Here is a 19,065-nt window from a genome sequence, read left to right as displayed (position 1 = left end):
TCTCCTTCGCAGACCTGCCTGCGAGAGGGGCACGGCGCGTAGCGCGCTTCGCGGTTCGACGGCGCCATCCCTGAGGAACTGATGCGGTACCGGATCTCCAACCTCCCGCTCTGGCTCGACGAGGACGACGCGCTCCTGACGCGCCGCGCCGCGGAGCGGCTCGGCCTCTCGGCCGAGCACCTTCGCGACGCGATCGTCGTGCGACGCTCGCTCGACGCCCGCAGGAAGGGCCACGCGCGCTGGCTCGTGAACCTCGAGGTCGAGGTCGAGGGCGCGATCCGCGGCGCACCCGCCGACGTCGCGCCGGTCCCCGCGCCCGAGGCGGAGCCCGGACCCGTGCGGCGGCCCGCCGCGCCGCCCGTCATCCTGGGCGCCGGGCCGGCGGGGCTCTTCTGCGCGTGGGCGCTCCTCGAGCGCGGCGTGCCCTCGATCGTGGTCGACCGCGGCAAGACCGTGAGCCCCCGCCGGCGCGACGTGGCGGCCCTGATGCGCGGCGGCGCGCTCGATCCCGAGTCGAACATGAACTTCGGCGAGGGCGGCGCGGGGGCGTACACCGACGGCAAGCTCGGGACGCGCATCCACCACCCGGCGGTGCGGAAGGTCGTCGAGCTGTTCGCGCGCTTCGGGAACGTCGAGCGGATCGTGGTCGAGGGCAAGCCGCACGTCGGCTCGGACGTGCTGCCCGCGGCGATCTCGGCGATGCGCGAGGAGCTCGAGCGCGGCGGGTGCACGTTCGTGTGGGGCGCGCGCGCGGTCGATCTCGCGCTGCGCGACGGCCGCCTCGCGGGGCTCCGCCTCGCCGACGGCCGCTCGCTCGAGTCCGACCGGCTCGTGCTGGCGCCCGGAAACAGCGCCCGCGAGCTGTTCGAGCTGTTCGCCGCGCGCGGCTGGCCCATCGAGGCGAAGCCGTTCGCGGTGGGGTTCCGGGCGGAGCACCCGCAGCCGCTCATCGATCGGATCCAGTACGGAGCGGGCGCGCGCCACCCCAGGCTCCCCCCGGCCGACTACAAGCTCGCCGACAACCCCAAGGTCGCGGGCGCGGCGCGCGGCGTGTTCTCCTTCTGCATGTGCCCGGGCGGCGTGGTCGTCCCCACGCCGACCGAGCCCGAGATGCAGTGCACGAACGGCATGTCCAACTCGCACCGCTCGTCGCCCGTCGCGAACGCCGGCATCGTCGTCGCCGTCTCGCCGGAGGACTTCGCGGCCGAGGGCTTCGAGGGCCCGCTCGCGGGGCTCGAGTGGCAGCGCAAGTGGGAGCGCGCCGCCTACGTGCTCGGGGGCGGCGCCTACCACGCGCCCGCCCAGCGGCTCGCCGCGTACCTCGCGCGCAGGCCCGGGGCGCCGCCCGGGAAGACGTCCTACCGGCCGGGGGTGACCCCCTCCGACCTCTCCCTGCTGTACCCTCCGCAGATCCAGGAGGCGCTCCGCGCGGGGCTGCGCGGGTTCGAGCGACGGATGCGAGGCTTCGTGACCGACGAGGCGGTGCTCATCGGCATCGAGTCGCGGACGAGCTCTCCCTGCCGGCTCGTGCGCGGCGCGGACTTCCAGTCGCCGGGGATCCGGGGGCTCTACCCCGCCGGCGAGGGCGCCGGCTACGCGGGCGGGATCGTGTCGTCCGCGGTGGACGGGCTCAAGGTCGCGGAGGCGATCTGCGCCGAGCTCGGCGCGGCGTGACGGAGGAGCGGATGCGGGATCGCGGCATGAAGTACCGGGTGCGGAACGCCGAGGGGGAGGAGCTCGTGGTCCCGTCGCTCGGCGACCTGCACGATCTCTACGCGCACGGCTTCCTCGCCGAGGACGACCTCGTGCGGGCCGAGACGTCCCCGCGCTGGGTCCGCGCAGGCGCGATGCCGGCCCTGCACGGCGTCCGCGAGCGGCGGGCCGATCCCCGGCGCGTCGGGATGCTCGTCGCCGCAGCGATCGCCCTCGCGGCGGGCCTCGGCTTCCTCTTCGCGCGCTAAAGCGCCCGCCGGAGCCGAGCGCCGCCGCGAAGCGCCGTTCGCGCCCCGCAAAGAGCCGCCAGCACGCGGGAGGCGGCGGCGTGCTAGCTCACCCGGCCGAAGTCGTCCTGAACGCGCACGACGTCCTCGACCTCGGGGGTGGAGACCTCGAGCACGTCGCAGTCGGTCACCGCGCGCATGCGGTGCACGGTGCCGGGCTTCACGTGGTAGCTGTCGCCCGGCTGCATCCGGTGATCGACGAGCCGGTCTCCGTCCTTGAGCACGAGGATCATCTCGCCGCTCCAGAGGTGGATCGTCTCGTCCTTCCTCACGTGGTACTGCAGGGAGAGCTGGAACCCTGCCTTCACGTGCAGGAGCTTGCCGACGTAGCGTTCGGTGTGCGCCCACCAGAGCTCGTGGCCCCAGGGCTTCTCGACGCGCTTCGGGCTGTCGAAGGTCGTGGTCATGCTGGATCGGACTTTAGGCTAGCGGCTGGCGGTGACGAACCCGGGGACCCCGGTTTCCCGCGCGACGTCCTTGCGATAGCGCTCCGCGGCCTCGCGGCTCTCGAAGCTCCCCACGCGCACGCGGTACCAGCGCCCCTTCCCCTGCACGTCCGCCGTCTCGACGCGCGGGCGCAGCGAGCGGTAGCGGGCGGCGATGCGGTCGGCCTCCGAGCGCTGCTGGGTCGCGCCGATCTGGATGGTGAAGTCCCCCGTGCCGGCCGGGGCCGGCTTCGCCGCGCGCGCCTGGACCTCCGCCTTCTCCTCGGGAGGCTTCGGCGCGGGGGCGGCGGGCGCCGGGGCCGCGGTCGGCGGCGTGGAGGCGGCCTGGACCACCGCCGGAGGCGGCCTGGCGGGGGCGCTCGGCGGAGCGCTCGGCGGCGGCGCGGCGGAGGTGGAGACGGCCGCGGCCGTGACCGGCGGCGTCGCCGCCGGCTTCTGCTTCACGAGACGATCGTGAAACGTGAGCGACGCGTCGTCCACGCCGGGCGACGGGGTGGAGGGAGGCCGATCGAGGGCCTCGAGGTCCCCGGCGCGGGCGGCGTCGACCTGCCGGGTGGCGATCTGCCGGCCGACGTTCAACCCGAGGACGAACACGACGCCGAGGATGACGAGCGCGCCCACGACGATGGACGCGATCTGCCGGCCATCGAGGGAGAGCTCGAACTTCTCGCGGACGCGGGCGTTCTCATCGCGCATGGCGTCCGTGATTCTAGACGTCGTCCGCGATATCGCGAGTTTCCGGACTCTCCATCCGATCCGGCGCGGCGACGCCCAGGACCCCGAGGCCGTTCGCCAGCACCTGCTTCAGCGCGCGGCACAGGAAGAGCCGGCCGGCGGTCTTGCGCGCGTCGGCGGAGATGACCCGCTCGCCGCTGCGCTTGCCCTGCGTGTAGTACGAGTGGAACGCCGCGATCGTCTCCTGCAGGTAGAAGGCGACGCGGTGCGGCTCGTACGCGAGGGCCGCCGCGGCGAGCATGTCCGGGAAGGCCACGACGCGCCGGATGAGATCCTGCTCCTCCGCGGAGGTGAGCGTCCGGGCCGCCTCGAGGTCGAACTCGGGGACCGCCACGCCGCCCTCGCGCGCCTTCGCGAAGATCTGGGCGAGCCGCGCGTGGCCGTACTGGACGTAGAAGACCGGGTTGTCGAGCGTCTGGCGCTTCGCGAGCTCGATGTCGAAGTCGAGCTGCGCGTCGGAGCGGCGGGTGAGGAACATGAAGCGGGTCGCGTCGCGCCCGACCTCGTCCACCACCTCGCGCAGGGAGACCACCGTCCCCGCCCGCTTGGACATCTTCACGGCCTCGCCGCCGCGGGTCAGGTTCACCATCTGGATGAGGATGACGTGCAGGTCCTTCCGCGAGGCGCCGAGCGCCTCGAGCGCGGCCTCGAGCCGCGGCACGTACCCGCCGTGGTCGGCGCCGAGGACGTCCACGAGGGTTCCGGCGCGCTGCCGCTTGTCCCAGTGGTACGCGATGTCGGCGCAGAAGTAGGTGGGCGTGCCGTCCGCCTTCTTCACCGGCCGATCCACCTCGTCGCCGTACTGCGACGAGCGGAACAGCGTGAGGTCCTCGGCGGCGGAGACGCCCTCGTCGAGGTCACCGTGGGGCTGGGCGATGGGCGCCGGAGCGCCCTTCTTGGACTTCGGCGGCGGGAGCTTGCCGACGTAGACGAGGTCCTTCTCCTCGAGGAAGCGCAGGAACCTGTCGACCGTGCCCGACTCGTAGAGCGCCTTCTCGGACGACCAGCGGTCGAACTCGATGTTGATGGCGCGGAGGTCGTCGCGGATGAGCCCGAGCACGTGCTCGACGGCGCGATCGCGGAAGAGCGTGAGCCACTCGGACTCGGGCGCGTCGAGGTAGCGATCGCCGTGCTCGGCGCGCAGCGCCGCGGCGATGTCCTTCACGTACTCGCCCGGATAGCTCTTCGGCGGCATCGTCACCTGCCGCCCGAACGACTCCTGGTAGCGCAGGTGCACGGAGCGCGCGAGCGTCTGCACCTGCGCGCCGTAGTCGTTCACGTAGTACTCGCGGGTGACGTCGAAGCCCGCCCACCGGAGCAGGCTCTGCACGCCGTCGCCCACCACCGCCCCCCGGCCGTGGCCGACGTGCATCGGCCCGGTGGGGTTCGCCGAGACGTACTCGACGATGACCTTCTGGCCGCCTCCGACCTCGGTCCGCCCGTACGCGGCCCCCTCGGAGACGACGCGCGCGAGCGCCCGCAGCCACACGTCCGGCGCGAGGCGGACGTTGATGAAGCCGGGGCCGGCGATCTCGAGCCCGGCGAGCTCGTGCTGCGCGTCGACGGCGCGGACCTCGGCCGCGATCGCCTGGGCGAGCTCGCGCGGCGGCTTGCCCGCCGGCTTCGCGAGCATCATCGCGGCGTTCACCGCGAAGTCGCCGTGCTTGGGGTCGCGCGGCGCCTCCACGGAGAACGCCGCCTCGAGAACGGGCCAGCGACCCTCGGCGGCGCCCTTCGCGAGCGCCTGCCGGAACAGCTCGATCACGCGATCTCTCACCATGGCGCGCAGTCTCTACCGGGGCCGCGCCGCGGGCGCAAGCGGGCACTCGCCCGCGAGCCCCGCCCTGCCCTCATGCGTACGCGTCGAAGGCGCCGCAGCGCCGGCAACGCCAGCTGCGGACGGGGGCGTCGGCCGCGCACCGCGTGCAGCGGGGCGCGCGGCCCCGCCGGAGCAGCGCGGCCACGAGGAGATCGTGCCGCGCGGCGAGCTCCCCCGGCCCTGGCGCGTCGGCCTGGCGGAGCAGCTCGCGCATCTCCCAGGTCACCTCCCCGCGCCTGTCGCGCTCGAGCGCGCGCCGCAGCGCCGCGAGCGCGTCCGCCACCCGGCCGAGGCGGTGCAGGGCGCGTCCGTGCAGGAGGTGCAGCGCCGGGTCGCCCCCGCGCGCTGCGAGGCGAGCCTCGACGAACGACGCGGCGGACGCGGCGTCGGGGACGGCCGCGAGCGCCGGCCAGGCGAGGAGCGCCGCGCGCGGCGCCGCGTCGAGGGCGCGCCCGACGTGGTCGAGCGCCGCGGCGCCGTCGCCCGCGGCGCCGGCGAGCTCGGCCGCGGCGAGGTGCGCGTCCGCGCTCTCCCCGTCGGCGCGGAGCGCCTCCGCGGCGAGCGCGGTCGCCTCGGCCGGCGCGCGGGCGAACGCCTCGCGGGCGGCGGCGGCGAGGAGGTGCGCGAGCACGGGATCGGCGCCCTCGATCGCGAGCGCGCGCTGGGCCGAGATCGCGCCGGGCAGATCCCCGGCGTCCACGAGCACGTCGCGGAGCCCCTCCCACGCCGTGCGATCCGCCGGACCGAGCTTGCGGTAGATCTCCACGGCCTCGGCGAGCATCCCGCTCCGCCGGTAATCCTCGGCGAGCTCGCGCTCGACCTCCGCGCGGCGGGCGGGATCGAGCGCCGGCCCGAGCAGCATGTTCCGGTGGAGGCGGACCGCCCGCGAGAGATCGCCGGTGCGCCGGAAGAGCTGGCCGAGCGCGAGGTAGGTCTCGACGGCCTCCGGGCTGCCGAGCCGGGCGGCGTCGGAGAGCGCCTCGATCGCAGCGTCCGGGTCGCCGGAGATCACCGAGCGGACGCCCTTCAGGTAGGCCTGGGCCTCGTCTCGGCGACGGCGCAGCCGGTCCCACAGGAGCACGGCGGCCGCCGCGAAGGACACCGCGGCGAGGGCGACCCAGGCGTCGGTCACGGGTCCTAGCGGACGCCGGCGAAGCCGGCGTGGAGCCGTTCCCACGCGGCGTCGAGCGCCTCGACCACGACGCGCTGGTCCGCGAGCACGGGCATGAAGTTGTTGTCCCCCGTCCAGCGCGGGACCACGTGCCAGTGCAGGTGATCGGCGATGCCCGCGCCGGCGGAGCGGCCGAGGTTCATCCCCACGTTCATCCCGTCCGGGCGGTACACCGCGCGCACGACCTCGACGGCGCGGCGCAGCTCGTCCTGCAGGTCCGCCCACCCATCCCGCTCCAGGGCGCCGAGGTCGGCGACGTGGGCGCGGGGGATCACCATCACGTGACCCGAGTTGTAGGGGAAGCGGTTGAGGCAGGTGAACGCGTGCGCGCTCCGGTGGACGAGGAGGTTCTCGCGGTCGCGCGACTCGGGCGCAGCGGGGAAGTCGCAGAAGATGCAGCCCGTCGGCTTCTCGGCGCGGATGAACTCCATCCGCCAGGGCGCCCAGAGCGGCTGTTCCATGTCGGCCTCGAGATCAGCGCGCGAGGAAGTAGACCCCGGGCTCCTGCGCGGCGGAGGCGCCCTTCTGGATGCGCGCGGCGACCGCGTCCGCGGCGGCTCCAGCCGCGCTGCCCACGAGCTGCTCGAGGAACGCGCCCCGCTCGTCCGCCGGGTACACGAGGTGCGGTTCGCCGGAGAGCTTCGCCTCCGTCTTCGCGAGCTCGACCGCGTCGTAGAAGTTGCCGAGCGCGTCGACGAGCTTGAGGGCCTTCGCCTGCTCGCCCGTGATGACCCGCCCGTCGGCGAACTTCCGGACGGCCGCCTCGTCGAGGCCGCGCCCCTTCGCCACGGCGCGGACGAACTGGGCGTAGACCTGGTCGATGAGCGACTGCCAGTAGGCGCGCTCCTCGGCGCTCATCTCGGAGAAGGGATTGCCCGCGTCCTTGAGGGCGCCGCTCTTCACCGTCTCCATCTTGATGTCCCAGCGGTCGAGCAGCCCCTTCACCTTGGGGAACTGCGTGATGACGCCGATGGAGCCGGTGAGCGTGCCGGGCTCCGCGACGACCTTGGGGCAGGCGACGGCGACGTAGAAGCCGCCGGACGCGGCGAGGTTCCCCATCGAGCAGACCACGGTCTTCTTCTGCGCGAGCTTCTTCACCTCGTCGTGGATCTCCTGCGACGGCGCGACCGCGCCGCCGGGCGAGTCGATCCGGACGACCACCGCCTTGAGCCCGTCGTCCTCCCCGACCTTGCGGAGCTGCTTCAGGATGCGATCGGCGTCGGCGCCGCCGGGGCCGGTCGCGATCGCTCCCTTCACCTCGATGATCGCGATGCGCGGGCCGGAGGCGATGGACGGCGACTCCCCCTTCACCACGCTGTAGGCGAGGAAGAGGAACCCGAAGAACACGAGGAACAGCCCGCCGAAGATGAAGGCGACGATCCCGATGGCCAGCCGGTCGCGTCGCGGAGGCGGAGGCGGCGGCATCGAGGGGGGCGTCGGCCCCCACCCGGACCCGCCTCCGCCGCCCCACGCCGGAGGCGGCGCGGGCGGAGCGCCCCACTGCGTCGGGCCCACCGGCGGCGTGGCCGGAGGCGTGGCGCCGATCGGCGTCGTGGGCAGAGGCTCGTTCGGGTCGTTCGTGCTCATGGTCGGTCAGGTAAGCATGCGGACCGCGGCGCCGCAACAGATCGCGCGGGCCCAATCAGAACCTCCAGACCACCGGCACGAGGATCGCGAGCAGGACGAGGAGCGCGGCGGTGAGCGGCGCGCCCATCCGCACGAAGTCCAGGAAGCGGTACCTCCCCGGTCCGTACACGAGCACGCAGGACGGCTCGAGCGGCGTGATGAAGGAGAACGAGGCCGCGAGGCAGATCCCGATCGCGAACGGCCGCGGCGCGAGGCCGAGCTGCGCGGCGACCCCGGTCGCGACCGGCAGCAGCACCAGGGCCGCGGCCTGGTTCGACATGGGCGCGGAGAGCACGATGGTGAAGATCATGAGCGCCACGAGCACGCCGCGCGCGCCCACGTGGCCGGCGAGGGGGACGAGGAGCGAGCCGAGCCAGCGCCCTGCGCCGCTCACCTCCATGGCGGTCCCGAGCGCCATCATCGCGCCGATGAGGAGCACCACCCGCCAGTCGACCCGGAACGCCATGCGCGCGTCCACGCAGCGCGTGGCGATCATGAGGAGCATGCCGCACAGCCCGGCCACCGAGAGCGGGACGAGCTTCAGGAGGCCGACCGCGAGGACGGCGACGAAGATCGCCACGGCGAACAGCGCCTTGCGGTAGCGCACCGGCTGGTACTCGACGCTGCCGAGCAGCGTGAGCGTGGTCCCGTCCGCGAGCGCGCGGACGCGCGGGCGCGGGCCGCGCACGAGGAGCACGTCGCCCGCCGCGAGCGGCAGCGTCGACAGCGAGTGCGCGCCGAAGAGCCCGTGCAGGAGCTGCACGCGGGTGAGCCGCTGGATCGCGGGACGCCGCGCGATCGCGAGCGCGACGAGGCCGAAGTGCTCGGCGAAGAACGCCTCCTTGAGCGAGCGGCCGACGAGGCTCGAGCCGACCGGCACCGCCGCCTCCATGAGCACGACGTCCTCGCCCTCGCCCGCCCGCGCCTTCGCCTCGGCGCGCATCTCCAGGCCTCGCAGGTCCTTCACGCGCAGGAGGTCGAGCCGATCCTCCTCGAGCAGGAGCGCGTCGCCCTCGGCGAGGACGAGCTCCGGGGATGCCTCGAGCGCCGCGCCGCCGCGCGTGACCGCGAGCACCCTGAACCCGAGCCCGTGCGTGAGCTCCTCGAGCCGCCTCCCCGCGAAGGGCGAGCCCGCCACGACCGCCACCTCGGCGAGGTACTCGCGCGCCGGCATCGCCTCGTCCTCCTCCCCGCTGCGCTCGGGCAGCAGGAAGGGCGCGAGGAGGAGCACGAGGGCGATCCCGACGACCGCGAGCGGCAGGCCCACCGGCGCGAGCTCGGTGAACCCGATGGCCCCGAGGCCCGTCCTCGCCATCATGGCGCTCACCACGAGGTTCGTGGACGTGCCGATGAGGAAGATCGTGCCGCCCAGCATGGAGGCGTAGGCGAGCGGCATGAGCACGCGGCTCCGCGCGAGCTTCGCCCGGTCGGCCGCGCCGATGACGACGGGCAGGAACGCCGCGGTGGTGACGGTGTTCGAGACGAGCGACGAGAGCGCGGCCACGACGACCATCATCGCGCCCACGAACACCGTCGGCCCGAAGCGGCCCGCGCCCGACATGCGCTGCCCGATGGCCTGCACGACCCCCGTCGAGACCAGCCCCTGCGTCATCGAGAGGAGCGTGAAGATGAGGATGACGGTCTCGTTCGCGAACCCCGCGAAGGCCTGCTCCGGCGTGAGGACGCGGGTCACGGCGAGGAGGGCCACGACCGTGAGGGCGCTCACCTCGAGCGGGATGCGCTCGAGCGCGAACAGCACCACGGCGACGGCGAGGACGGCGAGGACGATCCCGATGGAGAGGGTCATCGGCGCGCCGCCTCCTCCCCCGCCCTGCGGGCGCTCGCTCCGGGGTCGCCCCGAGCGCGGCCGTCGGCTGGGCGGCGGGCGCGGGCGAGCGCACCTTGGGGGAGACGTCCCGCGCGCGCGGGCGGGCAGCGGATCCTCGGGCAGCTCATAAGCTCATGGCGTCCTTCGTCCTGTTCACCGCAGCCTCCCAAACCTTCGCACTGCCCGCGACCTGCGCGCTGCAGGTGCTCCGAATGGCCGCGCCCACGCCGGTCCCGGGCGCCCCGCCGCACGTGCGGGGCGTGCTCGACGTGCACGGCATGCTCGTACCCGTGGTGGACGTGGCGGCGCGGCTCGGCGCGCAGGTCCGGCCCCCGCGCGCGGAGGATCAGCTGCTCGTGGTCGAGATCGCCGGCCGCCGCGTGGCGCTCGAGGTCGAGCGGGTGCTCGAGATCCGCGAGGTGCCGGACGCGGCGGTCTCGCCCTACCCCGAGTGGATCGCGCCCGACCCGCTCGCCGCCGGCCTGGTGCGGCTCCCGCAGGGCACGGTCGTGATCCAGGCGCTCGAGGAGTGGCTCCGCGGGGTCGAGCCGGCGGCGCGATGAGCCCCTCCCCGCCCGCGGCGTCGGATCGCCTGCGCGCCCTCGTCCGGGAGCGCGCGGGCCTCGACCTCACCGGAGTGCGGGCGACGCTCCTCGCGGCGGCGCTCGTGCGCGAGGCGCACGCCGCCGGCTTGCCCGACGGCGAGGCGTTCGCGCGGAGCGTGGTCGACGGCTCGCGGCCGCTCGAGCCGTTCATCGAGGAGCTCACGGTGGGGGAGACCTGGTTCTTCCGCGAGCCGGCGCAGTGGGCGCTCATCGAGCAGGTGATCGTTCCGGAGGGGCTCGCCCGCAGGGCGGGCGGCCCCGAGGCGTTCCGGGCGTGGAGCGCGGGGTGCTCGACGGGCGAGGAGCCGTACTCGCTCGCGATCGCGCTGCACGATCGCGGCGTGCGGCACGGCGTCCACCTCGTCGGAACCGACCTGAACGAGTCCGCGCTCGCGCGCGCGCGGCGAGGCGAGTACTCCCTCTGGTCGCTGCGCGGGGCCGCGGACGCCCGGGCGCGCCGACACCTGCGGGAGATCGACGGTCGGTTCGTGCTCCCGCGGGAGATCGCGGCGCGGGTCCGGTTCTTCCCCCTGAACCTCGCGCGCGGCGAGTACCCGTCGCGGGCGCGCGGGCTCGCGGACCTCGACCTGGTCCTGTGCCGGAACGTGCTCATCTACCTCGATCCCGCGCTCGTGCCGGAGATCGCGACGCGCCTCTTCGCGACCCTCGCGCCGGGCGGCTGGCTGCTCACGGGCGCCGCCGACCCGCCGCTCGCGGCGCACGCTCCGTTCACGGTGCGAGCGGGTCCGTTCAGCGTCGCGTACCAGCGCCCGACCGCGCGGGCCGCCCTCCGCGCCGCGGGCCGCCGCGCGGCGCCCGCGGAGGTCGCCGCCCGCGCGATCCGGACGGCCCCGACCCGCGCGGCGAGGACGGCCGCCGCGGAGCGCCCTCGCCGGCCCCCGCCCGAGCCCGGCCTCCCACCCGCGGTGCTCCCCGCCGATCCCGACCTCGCCGCCGCGCACCTGCTCGTCGACGCCGCGCGCCTGCCGGAGGCGCTCGCCGCGGTCGACGACGCCGTCCGCCGGCGGCCGCTCGATCCGGACGCGCACTTCGAGCGCTCCGTCGTGCTGACCGAGCTCGGCCGCCTCGAGGACGCCGAGGAAGCGTGCCGGCGCGCGCGGTACCTCGCCCGCGGGCAGCCGTTCGTCCACTTCTTCACCGCGCTCCTGCGCCTCCGCCGCGGCGACCTCCGCGGCGCCGCCGGTGCGTTCCGGACGGCGGCGGCGCTCGCGGCGCGGGTGCCGCCCGGGACGCCCCTGGCGCTGTCGCATGGGATGACCGCCGGTGCGCTGCGCGAGGCGGCGCGGTTCCACCTGTCGCGCCTCGTGGGGGATGGCCCCCCGCTCCCCTGACGCTACGTTGAACGTGGAGGGAGGAGGCGAGTCGACACGTGCCCCGGGACCGAACCGAGGAGGGCGAGGAGCGGCGCGCGGCCGGCGTGCTCGCGGAGCGCGCCCGCGCCCTCGCGGTGCCGCCTGCCCCTCCCCTGGCCGAAGGGGAGCGGCTCGACGTGGTGGCGTTCGAGGCAGGGCCCGAGCGCTACGCCGTGACCCTCGGCGCGGTGCTGCGCGTCGAGCGCGTCGGCGCGGTGGCGCGAGTGCCGGGGGCGGCCGCCGACGTCGTCGGCGTCATGTCCGTGGACGGGCGTCCCTGCCCGCTCGTGGACGCCCCCGCGCTCCTCGGCGGCGGCGCCGCCGCGGCGCCCCGGCGCTGGGCGATCGTGCTCGGCCGGCGCGCGCCGGAGCTCGCGCTCGCCGCGGACGCGATCGACCTCCTGCGCATCGCGCGCGCGGAGCTGCACGAGGCGGCGCCGCCGCTGCTCGGCACGACGGGAGCGGCGCGGGTGGTCCTCGACGGCGCCGCGCTCCTCGGCGACGCGCCGCCGGGCCCCGGAGGCGACGGCCCGTGACGCGCGACCTGCCCTTCCACCGCTCGCTCACGTTCCGGCTGTCGGGCCTCGGCCTCGTGCTCTTCCTCCTCGCCGCGTTCGCCCTGTGGAGCAGCGTCCAGATCGTCCGGCGCGTCGGGTCCGACGGCGCGCTCCTGCACGAGATGTCGAACGGCACGGTGCACTACGCGCAGCTCGTGGCCCTCGCCCACCTCCGCGCCGCGGCGCGCGCCGAGGACGCCCCCGCGCTGCGCTCCCGCATCGAGGAGCGCGTCCAGGCGCTGGACAGGTGGTTCGAGGCGCTCCGCCGCGGGGACCGCGCCGCCGGGGTGGACGCCCTCGACGACCCCGGGCTGCTCGCCGCGCTCGACGCGCCCGAGCGGGCCTGGCGCGAGGGGGTCCGGCCCATCCTCCTGCGGCTCGCCTCGGGAGGCCCCGCCGCACCCGGCGAGCTCGACGCGCTGGATCGGAGGACGCTCGACGCCGCCTCCGAGCTCGAGCGCTGGATGCGCTCGGCGCAGGGGCAGCTCGCGGGCTCGGTCGAGGCGCGCCAGCGCTGGGCGTTCCTCCTCTTCGCGCTCCTCCTCGCCGGGGTCGCCGCCACCGTGCTCGCGGCGCGGAGGGTGGCGCAGCGCATCGCGACGCTCTCCTCCGCGGCGCAGCGCGTGGCGGCGGGCGAGGAAGGCGTGGCGATCGCGGTGGGGGGCGGCGACGAGCTCTCGCTCCTCGGCCGGGCCTTCGAGGACATGACCCAGAAGCTGCGCCGCAACTTCGCGCTGGAGCGCGACGCGCGCGCGAAGCTCGAGGAGATGTTCCGCGCGGTCGGCGAGACCGCCGCGCGGCTCGCCACCGCGGCGAACGAGATCCTCTCCAGCACGGCGCAGCAGACCTCCGGCGCGCAGCAGCAGCTCGCGGCGGTCTCGGAGACGATGACCTCCCTCGACGAGGTCGCGCGCTCCTCGGAGCGGGCGGCCGACCGCGCCCGCGAGGCCGCCGACATCGCGCGCCACTCCGACGAGCTGTCTCGCACGGGCCACGGCGCGGTGGACGAGGCCGTGGACGTGATCGGCCGCGCGAAGGAGCAGGCCGACGGCGTGGCGCGGAGCATCCTGGAGCTGGCGGAGCAGGCCAACGCGGTCGGCGACATCACCGGCCTCATCGACGACCTGGCGGAGCAGACGAACGTGCTCGCGCTGAATGCGGCGATCGAGGCGACGCGCGCGGGCGAGCACGGCAAGGGGTTCTCGGTGGTGGCCGCCGAGGTGAAGTCGCTCGCCGAGCAGTCGCGGCGGGCGACCGCGGAGGCGCGCCAGGTGCTCGGGGACGTGCAGAAGCGCGCGAACCGCTCCGTGCTCTCCACCGAGGAGAGCACGCGCAGCCTCGAGGCGGCGGTGCGGGCCGCGCAGCACGCGGGCGCCGTGATCCGCGATCTCGCCGAGCTCGGCGCGCGGCTCTCGGGGGCGGTCCAGGAGATCGCGGACTCGACCGCGCAGCAGGCGACCGGGATCGGCCAGATCACGCAGGCGGTCCGCGACATCAGCAACGTCGCGAGCCAGTACGTCACGTCGACGAAGCAGTCGGAGCTCGCCGTCCGCGATCTCACCGCGCTCGGCGAGCGGCTCCGCCAGCTCCTCGTCACCACGTCGCGGTGACGCATGGACCGCGACGCCCTGCTCGAGTCGTTGCGCGGCGCGCTCGCGACCGACCTCGCGGAGCAGGTCCCCGTCCTCGAGGAGGGGCTCGTCGCGCTGGAGAAGGCGGAGCCCGGGCCGCCGCGCGACACCCTCCTCGCCGACGTGTTCCGCGCCGCGCACGGGCTCAAGGGGTCCGCCCGCGCCGCCGGCGCGGGCCCGATCGAGGCGACCTGCCACGCGATGGAGTCGCTGCTCGGCGCGGCGCGCGACCAGGGGCGCCCGCTCGGGCCGGAGGACTTTGCCGCGCTGCTCGCCGCGGTGGACGCGCTCGCCGAGGCCCAGAAGCGGCTCGCCGAGGCGCCGCTCACGGAGATCGAGGAGGCCCCGTTCGCCCGGGCGCGGGAGCTGCTGCGGGAGAGGACGGAGGGTGAGCCGAGCCCAGCCGCGATCGCGACCCCGACCTCGACCCCGACCCCGACCCCGACCGCGACCCCGACCCCGACCCCGACCGCGACCTCGACCCCGACCGCGACCTCGACCCCGGCTCCGTCGCCCCCGCCCTCCACCCCACCCACGACCGCTCCCGCGCCTCTCCCGCCCTCCGACGCCGCTCGGCCGCGCCGGGCCGGCTCCCTGCGCCTCGCCCCCGAGCGACTCGACGCCATCGCGGTCGCGGGCGGAGCGCTGCTCGATTCCGCCACCCAGGCCGAGTCGCGCGCGACGCGCGCGGACGAGCTCGCCCGGGAGGTGCGGAGGCTCCGCAGGGCCCTGCGCGCCGTCCGGCCGATCCTGGTGCGCGCGGCGGCCGTCCAGCGCGGGCGCGCCGCCGTGGAGGCCACCGCGGCGCGCGCGGCCCTCGGCGTCGAGGACGAGCTCGGCCGGGTCGAGCGCGGGCTCGCGGCGCTGCGTGGCCAGCTCGCCGTCGAGGCCCGCGCGCTCGAGCGGCGCACGCGCCGTCTCGCCTCCGACGTGCGCGCGCTGCGGCTCCGACCCTGGGCGGACGCGACCGCCGGACTCGAGCGCGCGGCGCGGGACGTAGCCGCCGCCCTCGGGCGCGAGGTGGAGCTCGCGGTCGGAGGAGAGGGGCTCGAGCTCGACCGCTCGGTGGTCGACGCGCTCCGCGAGCCGCTCGCCCAGCTCGTGCGAAACGCCGTGGACCACGGCATCGAGCCCGCCGAGGAGCGGCGCGCCGGCGGGAAGCCGGAGCGCGGGCGCATCGAGGTCGACGCGCGCATCGAGGGCGAGCGGGTGTTCGTGCGCGTCCGCGACGACGGCCGGGGGCTGGACCCGGAGCTGCTGCGCGACGAGGCTCGCCGCCGCGGCCTGCCCGTCCCCCCCGATCGCCGCCGGGCGCTCGAGCTCGTCTTCCTGCCCGGGCTGTCCACCGCCACCGCAGTGACGGAGCTCTCCGGTCGCGGGGTCGGCCTCGACGTCGTCGCGAGCGCCGTGCGCGCGATGCGCGGCTCGGTCGCGGTGACGTCGGCGCGCGGACGGGGGACCTGCTTCGAGCTCGCGGTGCCCACCACGCTCTACGGGCTGCGCGCGCTGCTCGCCCGCGACGCCGGCCAGAGCTTCGCGGTGCCGGCGCTGGACGTCGAGCGCGTGCTCCGGCTGCGCCCCGAGCTCCTCGCGACGAGCGGCGGGAGGACCGTGCTGCTCGCGGACGAGCCGGTGCCCATCGCGCCGCTCGCCCACGCGCTGGGGCTCGCGTCGGGGCCGTGGCGCGCCGAGGACCGGCGCATGGCCGTGGTGGTGGGCGTGGCCGGGCAGCGCGCCGCGTTCGCGGTCGACGAGGTGCTCGCGGAGCGAGAGCTGTCGCTCGAGCCGCTCGGCGGGCGGCTCGCGGGGCTCCCCCTGGCGAGCGCGGTCGCGGCGCTGCCGGGTGGCGAGCTCGCCGTGGTCCTCGCGAGCCGGGAGCTCGTGGAGCGCTCCCACGCGGCCGCGGCGCTCGCGGCGGCGCCGGCCCGCGCGGCCGGGCCCGCGCGGCGCCGCGTCCTCCTCGCGGACGACGCCGCCACCACTCGCGCCCTCGCGCGGAGCATCCTCGAGGCCTCCGGGTACGACGTGACGACGGCGGCCGACGGAGAGCAGGCCTGGTCGCTCCTCCGGCAGCACGTGGCCGACGTCGTCGTGTCGGACGTGGAGATGCCCGGCATGAACGGCTTCGAGCTGACCCGGGCGATCCGGCAGAGCCCCCGGCTCGCCCGGGTCCCGGTCGTGCTGCTGACGGCCCTCGAGAGCGACGCCGACCGGCGGCGCGGCCTAGAGGCGGGCGCCGACGCATACCTCGTGAAGTCGACGTTCGACCAGCGCGTGCTCCTGGACACGCTCTCGGAGCTGCTCGAGGAGGTCCCATGATCCGGGTGGTGGTGGCGGACGACATGGAGGCGTCGCTCAAGCTCCTCGAGGCGATCTTCGCGCTCGAGCCGGGCTTCGAGATCGTCGGCCGGGCGCGGAACGGCGAGGAGGCCGTCGAGCTCACCCGGCGGCTGAAGCCGGACCTCGTCACGATGGACATCGAGATGCCGGTCATGAACGGCTTCGACGCGACGCTCCGGATCATGACCGAGCTCCCCACGCCGATCGTGGTCGTCTCGGGGCAGGACGTGAACTCCGTCGGGTTCGCGCTCAACGCGATGAAGGCCGGCGCGCTCGCGGTCGTGCCGAAGCCCCCCGCGCCCGGCGATCCCGACTTCGACGCGCAGGCGCGGCACCTCCTCACCATGGCCCGCGCGATGGCCGGGGTGAACCTCCTGCCGCGCGTCCAGTCCCCGCGGCCCGGCGCGGCCGCGCCCGAGGCGCGCCCGCAGCGCACGCGCGCGCGGGTGGTCGCCATCGCCGCGTCGACCGGCGGTCCGCCCGCGCTGTCGCGCATCCTCTCCGAGCTGCCGGCCGACTTCCGCGCGCCGCTCCTCGTCGTGCAGCACATCGCCGAGGGCTTCGCGGAGGGGCTCGCGAAGTGGCTCGGCGAGTCGTCTCCGCTCCGCGTGAAGGTCGGCGACGACGGCGAGCCGCTCGCGCCCGGGACGGTCTACCTCGCGCCGGATCGACGCCACCTCGGGGTGAAGGGCGACCGGATCGAGCTCTCCGACGCGCCGCCGATCGAGGGCTTCAAGCCCTCCGGGACCTACCTGTTCGAGTCGGTGGCGCGCTCGTTCGGCCCCGCCGCGCTCGGGCTCATCCTCACCGGCATGGGCCACGACGGCGTGAAGGGCCTCGCGACCCTCCACGCCGCGGGCGGCACCGTGGTCGCCCAGGACAAGGAGTCCTCGGTCATCTTCGGCATGAACGGCGAGGCCGTGCTGGGAGGCCTCACGGACGAGGTCCTCCCGCTCGACGCGCTCGCCTACCTGCTCATGCAGGCGGTGTAGGGGTGAAAAAAAAGAGAACGGCGCGTCCACGAGGACGCGCCGCTCTGGACTGCCACCGGAGCTCGACTACTTGCGGCGGTTGAACTTCTCCATCAGGTCGCCCAGCCGCGCGCGGCCGTCGCCCTGACGGCGCAGGTACTCGCGGTAGTCGTCCTCGCCGCCGTCGCGGTTGAGCTGCTTGATCGACAGCGCGACCTTGCGCTCGTGGAGGTCCATGTCGATGACCTTGACCTCGACCTCCTGGCCCTCGGTCACCACGTCGCGCGGGTTCTCGACGCGCTCGTCCTTCATCTCGGAGACGTGGACGAGGCCCTCGATGCCCGGCTCGATCTCGACGAACGCGCCGAAGTCGGTGACCTTCGTGACCTTGCCCTTCACGCGCGAGCCCACCGGGTGGCGCTCGGAGAGCGTCGTCCAGGGATCGACGTGGGCCTGCTTGATGCCGAGGCTGAAGCGCTCGTTCTCGACGTCGATGTTGAGCACCACCGCCTCGACCACGTCACCCTTCTTGAACTTGTCGCCCGGGTGCTTGATGCGCTCGGTCCACGAGATGTCGGACACGTGCACGAGGCCGTCGATCCCCTCCTCGACGCCGACGAACACGCCGAAGTCGGTGACGTTGCGGACCTCGCCGCGGATCGTCGTGCCGATGGGGTACTTGTCCTCGAGGAGCGTCCACGGGTTCGCCTCGATCTGCTTCATGCCGAGGCTGATCCGCTTCGCCTTCGGGTCGATGTCGAGCACGACCGCCTCGACCTGATCGCCCTGGTTGACGAGCTTCGAGGGGTGCTTCACGCGCTTCGTCCAGCTCATCTCGCTGACGTGGACGAGGCCCTCGACGCCCTGCTCGAGCTCGATGAACGCGCCGTAGTCGGTGAGCGAGACGACCTTGCCCTTTACGCGCGTGCCGACCGGATACTTCTCGTCGGCGCGGTGCCACGGGTCCTCCTGGATCTGCTTCAGGCCCAGGCTGACGCGCTCGGAGGCGGGGTCGAACTTGAGGACGACGACCCGGACCTCCTGGCCGACCTCGAACATCTCCGACGGGTGGCCGATGCGGCCCCAGCTCATGTCGGTGACGTGGAGGAGGCCGTCGATGCCGCCGAGGTCGATGAAGGCGCCGTAGTCGGTCAGGTTCTTCACCTGGCCCTTGAGGACCGCGCCCTCCTTCAGGTTCTTCAGGGTCTCCTTCTTGAGCTCCTCGCGCTCCTTCTCGAGGAGGACCCGGCGCGACAGGACGATGTTGCCGCGCTTCTTGTTGAACTTGATGACCTTGAACTTGAACTTCTCGCCGATCAGCTTGTCGAGGTTCCGGACCGGCCGGATGTCGACCTGCGAGCCGGGGAGGAACGCCTTCACGCCGATGTCGACGGAGAGGCCGCCCTTCACGCGTCCGACGATCACGCCCTCGACGAGCTCGTCGCGCTCGCACGCGGCGGAGATCTCGTCCCAGATGCGCATCTTGTCGGCCTTCTCCTTGGAGAGGACGACCATCCCGGTGTCGTTCTCCCGGGACTCGACGAGCACCTCGACCTTGTCGCCGACCTTGACGGCGGGCTCGCCGCCGGGCGCCGAGACGAACTCGGACATCGGCACCTGGCCCTCGGACTTGTAGCCGATGTCGATGACGGCATAGTCCTTCGAGAGCGCGATGACGGTGCCGGAAACGACCTTGCCCTCCTCGATGGGACCGGCCTGGGCCTCGCTCTGCGCGAAGAGCGTGGCGAAGTCCTCGGTCTCGATTTCGGGCGTACGGGGAGTCTGATTCTCCATTCGGAAAAGACCAACCTTTGTCGGGATCACGCCGGACCTGCGACTCTGGGTGAGCGGCTCAGGACCGCCCCGGCGTCAACCACAGCAAGCCCCCTGGTTCGTGTCGCGGCCGACGCCCCGGGGATCGAAGGCGCGCCGCGCGCCGGGAATACCCCGGCGTACATCGGGA

The 19,065-nt window shown here is 74.6% G+C and carries 16 protein-coding genes; 8 read left to right on the top strand and 8 right to left on the bottom strand.

The features are described 5' to 3' along the window. The first annotated feature begins 81 nt into the window (after window positions 1-81). Entirely contained in the window at window positions 82-1,674 is a 1,593-nt protein-coding gene (locus MLV88_RS14610; protein ID WP_242356660.1) for an NAD(P)/FAD-dependent oxidoreductase, read from the top strand. 11 nt (window positions 1,675-1,685) lie between these two features. After that, window positions 1,686-1,961 (top strand): hypothetical protein, encoded by a 276-nt coding sequence (locus MLV88_RS14605; RefSeq protein ID WP_242341021.1) that lies wholly within the window; start codon window positions 1,686-1,688, stop codon window positions 1,959-1,961. Window positions 1,962-2,044: 83 nt separating this feature from the next. Here the strand turns inward: MLV88_RS14605 and MLV88_RS14600 are convergent, their stop codons facing one another. The 7 genes from MLV88_RS14600 to MLV88_RS14570 all read right to left on the bottom strand — a co-directional run bounded on the left by MLV88_RS14600 (window position 2,045) and on the right by MLV88_RS14570 (window position 9,604). Further along, entirely contained in the window at window positions 2,045-2,407 is a 363-nt protein-coding gene (locus MLV88_RS14600; RefSeq protein ID WP_242341022.1) for a cupin domain-containing protein, read from the bottom strand. Between the two features lie 18 nt (window positions 2,408-2,425). Continuing rightward, a complete protein-coding gene (locus MLV88_RS14595; RefSeq protein ID WP_242341023.1) occupies window positions 2,426-3,142 on the bottom strand; it encodes an SPOR domain-containing protein in 717 nt (238 codons plus the stop codon). Window positions 3,143-3,155: 13 nt separating this feature from the next. Beyond that, window positions 3,156-4,961 carry an arginine--tRNA ligase gene (locus tag MLV88_RS14590; protein WP_242341024.1) on the bottom strand — a complete coding sequence of 602 codons (1,806 nt, stop codon included), beginning with the start codon at window positions 4,959-4,961 and terminating at the stop codon, window positions 3,156-3,158. 70 nt (window positions 4,962-5,031) lie between these two features. Beyond that, a complete protein-coding gene (locus MLV88_RS14585) occupies window positions 5,032-6,132 on the bottom strand; it encodes a tetratricopeptide repeat protein (RefSeq protein ID WP_243337829.1) in 1,101 nt (366 codons plus the stop codon). Window positions 6,133-6,137: 5 nt separating this feature from the next. After that, entirely contained in the window at window positions 6,138-6,632 is a 495-nt protein-coding gene (locus tag MLV88_RS14580) for an HIT family protein (RefSeq protein WP_242341425.1), read from the bottom strand. Between the two features lie 13 nt (window positions 6,633-6,645). Then, window positions 6,646-7,758, bottom strand: coding sequence for a signal peptide peptidase SppA (sppA, locus tag MLV88_RS14575; RefSeq protein ID WP_242341426.1), 1,113 nt, complete (start codon window positions 7,756-7,758; stop codon window positions 6,646-6,648). A gap of 55 nt (window positions 7,759-7,813) precedes the next feature. Then, on the bottom strand, window positions 7,814-9,604 hold the full coding sequence (locus MLV88_RS14570; RefSeq protein WP_242341427.1) for an SLC13 family permease: 1,791 nt from the start codon (window positions 9,602-9,604) through the stop codon (window positions 7,814-7,816). Between the two features lie 155 nt (window positions 9,605-9,759). Here MLV88_RS14570 and MLV88_RS14565 point away from each other — a divergent pair, with 155 nt between their 5' ends. The 6 genes from MLV88_RS14565 to cheB are packed head-to-tail and all read left to right on the top strand — an operon-like array spanning window position 9,760 to window position 17,123. Next, window positions 9,760-10,188, top strand: a complete 429-nt coding sequence (locus tag MLV88_RS14565) for a chemotaxis protein CheW (RefSeq protein ID WP_242341428.1) — start codon at window positions 9,760-9,762, stop codon at window positions 10,186-10,188. After that, a complete protein-coding gene (locus tag MLV88_RS14560) occupies window positions 10,185-11,582 on the top strand; it encodes a CheR family methyltransferase (protein ID WP_243337827.1) in 1,398 nt (465 codons plus the stop codon). Before MLV88_RS14565 ends, MLV88_RS14560 begins: the two co-directional genes overlap by 4 nt. A 38-nt stretch (window positions 11,583-11,620) precedes the next feature. Continuing rightward, window positions 11,621-12,139, top strand: a complete 519-nt coding sequence (locus tag MLV88_RS14555; protein WP_243337826.1) for a chemotaxis protein CheW — start codon at window positions 11,621-11,623, stop codon at window positions 12,137-12,139. Further along, window positions 12,136-13,770 carry a methyl-accepting chemotaxis protein gene (locus MLV88_RS14550; protein WP_243337824.1) on the top strand — a complete coding sequence of 545 codons (1,635 nt, stop codon included), beginning with the start codon at window positions 12,136-12,138 and terminating at the stop codon, window positions 13,768-13,770. Before MLV88_RS14555 ends, MLV88_RS14550 begins: the two co-directional genes overlap by 4 nt. 3 nt (window positions 13,771-13,773) lie before the next feature. After that, window positions 13,774-16,110, top strand: coding sequence for a hybrid sensor histidine kinase/response regulator (locus MLV88_RS14545; protein WP_243337821.1), 2,337 nt, complete (start codon window positions 13,774-13,776; stop codon window positions 16,108-16,110). Further along, entirely contained in the window at window positions 16,107-17,123 is a 1,017-nt protein-coding gene (cheB, locus tag MLV88_RS14540) for a chemotaxis-specific protein-glutamate methyltransferase CheB (RefSeq protein WP_243337819.1), read from the top strand. Before MLV88_RS14545 ends, cheB begins: the two co-directional genes overlap by 4 nt. Window positions 17,124-17,189: 66 nt before the next feature. Here cheB and MLV88_RS14535 read toward each other — a convergent pair whose 3' ends face one another. Next, window positions 17,190-18,896, bottom strand: a complete 1,707-nt coding sequence (locus tag MLV88_RS14535) for a 30S ribosomal protein S1 (protein WP_242339532.1) — start codon at window positions 18,894-18,896, stop codon at window positions 17,190-17,192. Window positions 18,897-19,065 lie beyond the last annotated feature (169 nt).

It is taken from the genome of Anaeromyxobacter soli (assembly GCF_022808855.1).
GTDB lineage: Bacteria > Myxococcota > Myxococcia > Myxococcales > Anaeromyxobacteraceae > Anaeromyxobacter > Anaeromyxobacter soli.
Note: the sequence above shows the minus strand (reverse complement) of the source record. Positions and strands in the feature narration are given on the sequence as shown.

Coding starts and splice junctions, on each gene's coding strand:
- MLV88_RS14535 (WP_242339532.1), bottom strand. CDS start 18,896: ATGGAGAATCAGACTCCCCGTACGCCCGAAATCGAGACCGAGGACTTC.
- MLV88_RS14605 (WP_242341021.1), top strand. CDS start 1,686: ATGCGGGATCGCGGCATGAAGTACCGGGTGCGGAACGCCGAGGGGGAG.
- MLV88_RS14545 (WP_243337821.1), top strand. CDS start 13,774: ATGGACCGCGACGCCCTGCTCGAGTCGTTGCGCGGCGCGCTCGCGACC.
- MLV88_RS14580 (WP_242341425.1), bottom strand. CDS start 6,632: ATGGAACAGCCGCTCTGGGCGCCCTGGCGGATGGAGTTCATCCGCGCC.
- MLV88_RS14600 (WP_242341022.1), bottom strand. CDS start 2,407: ATGACCACGACCTTCGACAGCCCGAAGCGCGTCGAGAAGCCCTGGGGC.
- MLV88_RS14560 (WP_243337827.1), top strand. CDS start 10,185: ATGAGCCCCTCCCCGCCCGCGGCGTCGGATCGCCTGCGCGCCCTCGTC.
- MLV88_RS14565 (WP_242341428.1), top strand. CDS start 9,760: ATGGCGTCCTTCGTCCTGTTCACCGCAGCCTCCCAAACCTTCGCACTG.
- MLV88_RS14590 (WP_242341024.1), bottom strand. CDS start 4,961: ATGGTGAGAGATCGCGTGATCGAGCTGTTCCGGCAGGCGCTCGCGAAG.
- MLV88_RS14610 (WP_242356660.1), top strand. CDS start 82: ATGCGGTACCGGATCTCCAACCTCCCGCTCTGGCTCGACGAGGACGAC.
- MLV88_RS14570 (WP_242341427.1), bottom strand. CDS start 9,604: ATGACCCTCTCCATCGGGATCGTCCTCGCCGTCCTCGCCGTCGCCGTG.
- MLV88_RS14595 (WP_242341023.1), bottom strand. CDS start 3,142: ATGCGCGATGAGAACGCCCGCGTCCGCGAGAAGTTCGAGCTCTCCCTC.
- cheB (WP_243337819.1), top strand. CDS start 16,107: ATGATCCGGGTGGTGGTGGCGGACGACATGGAGGCGTCGCTCAAGCTC.
- sppA (WP_242341426.1), bottom strand. CDS start 7,758: ATGAGCACGAACGACCCGAACGAGCCTCTGCCCACGACGCCGATCGGC.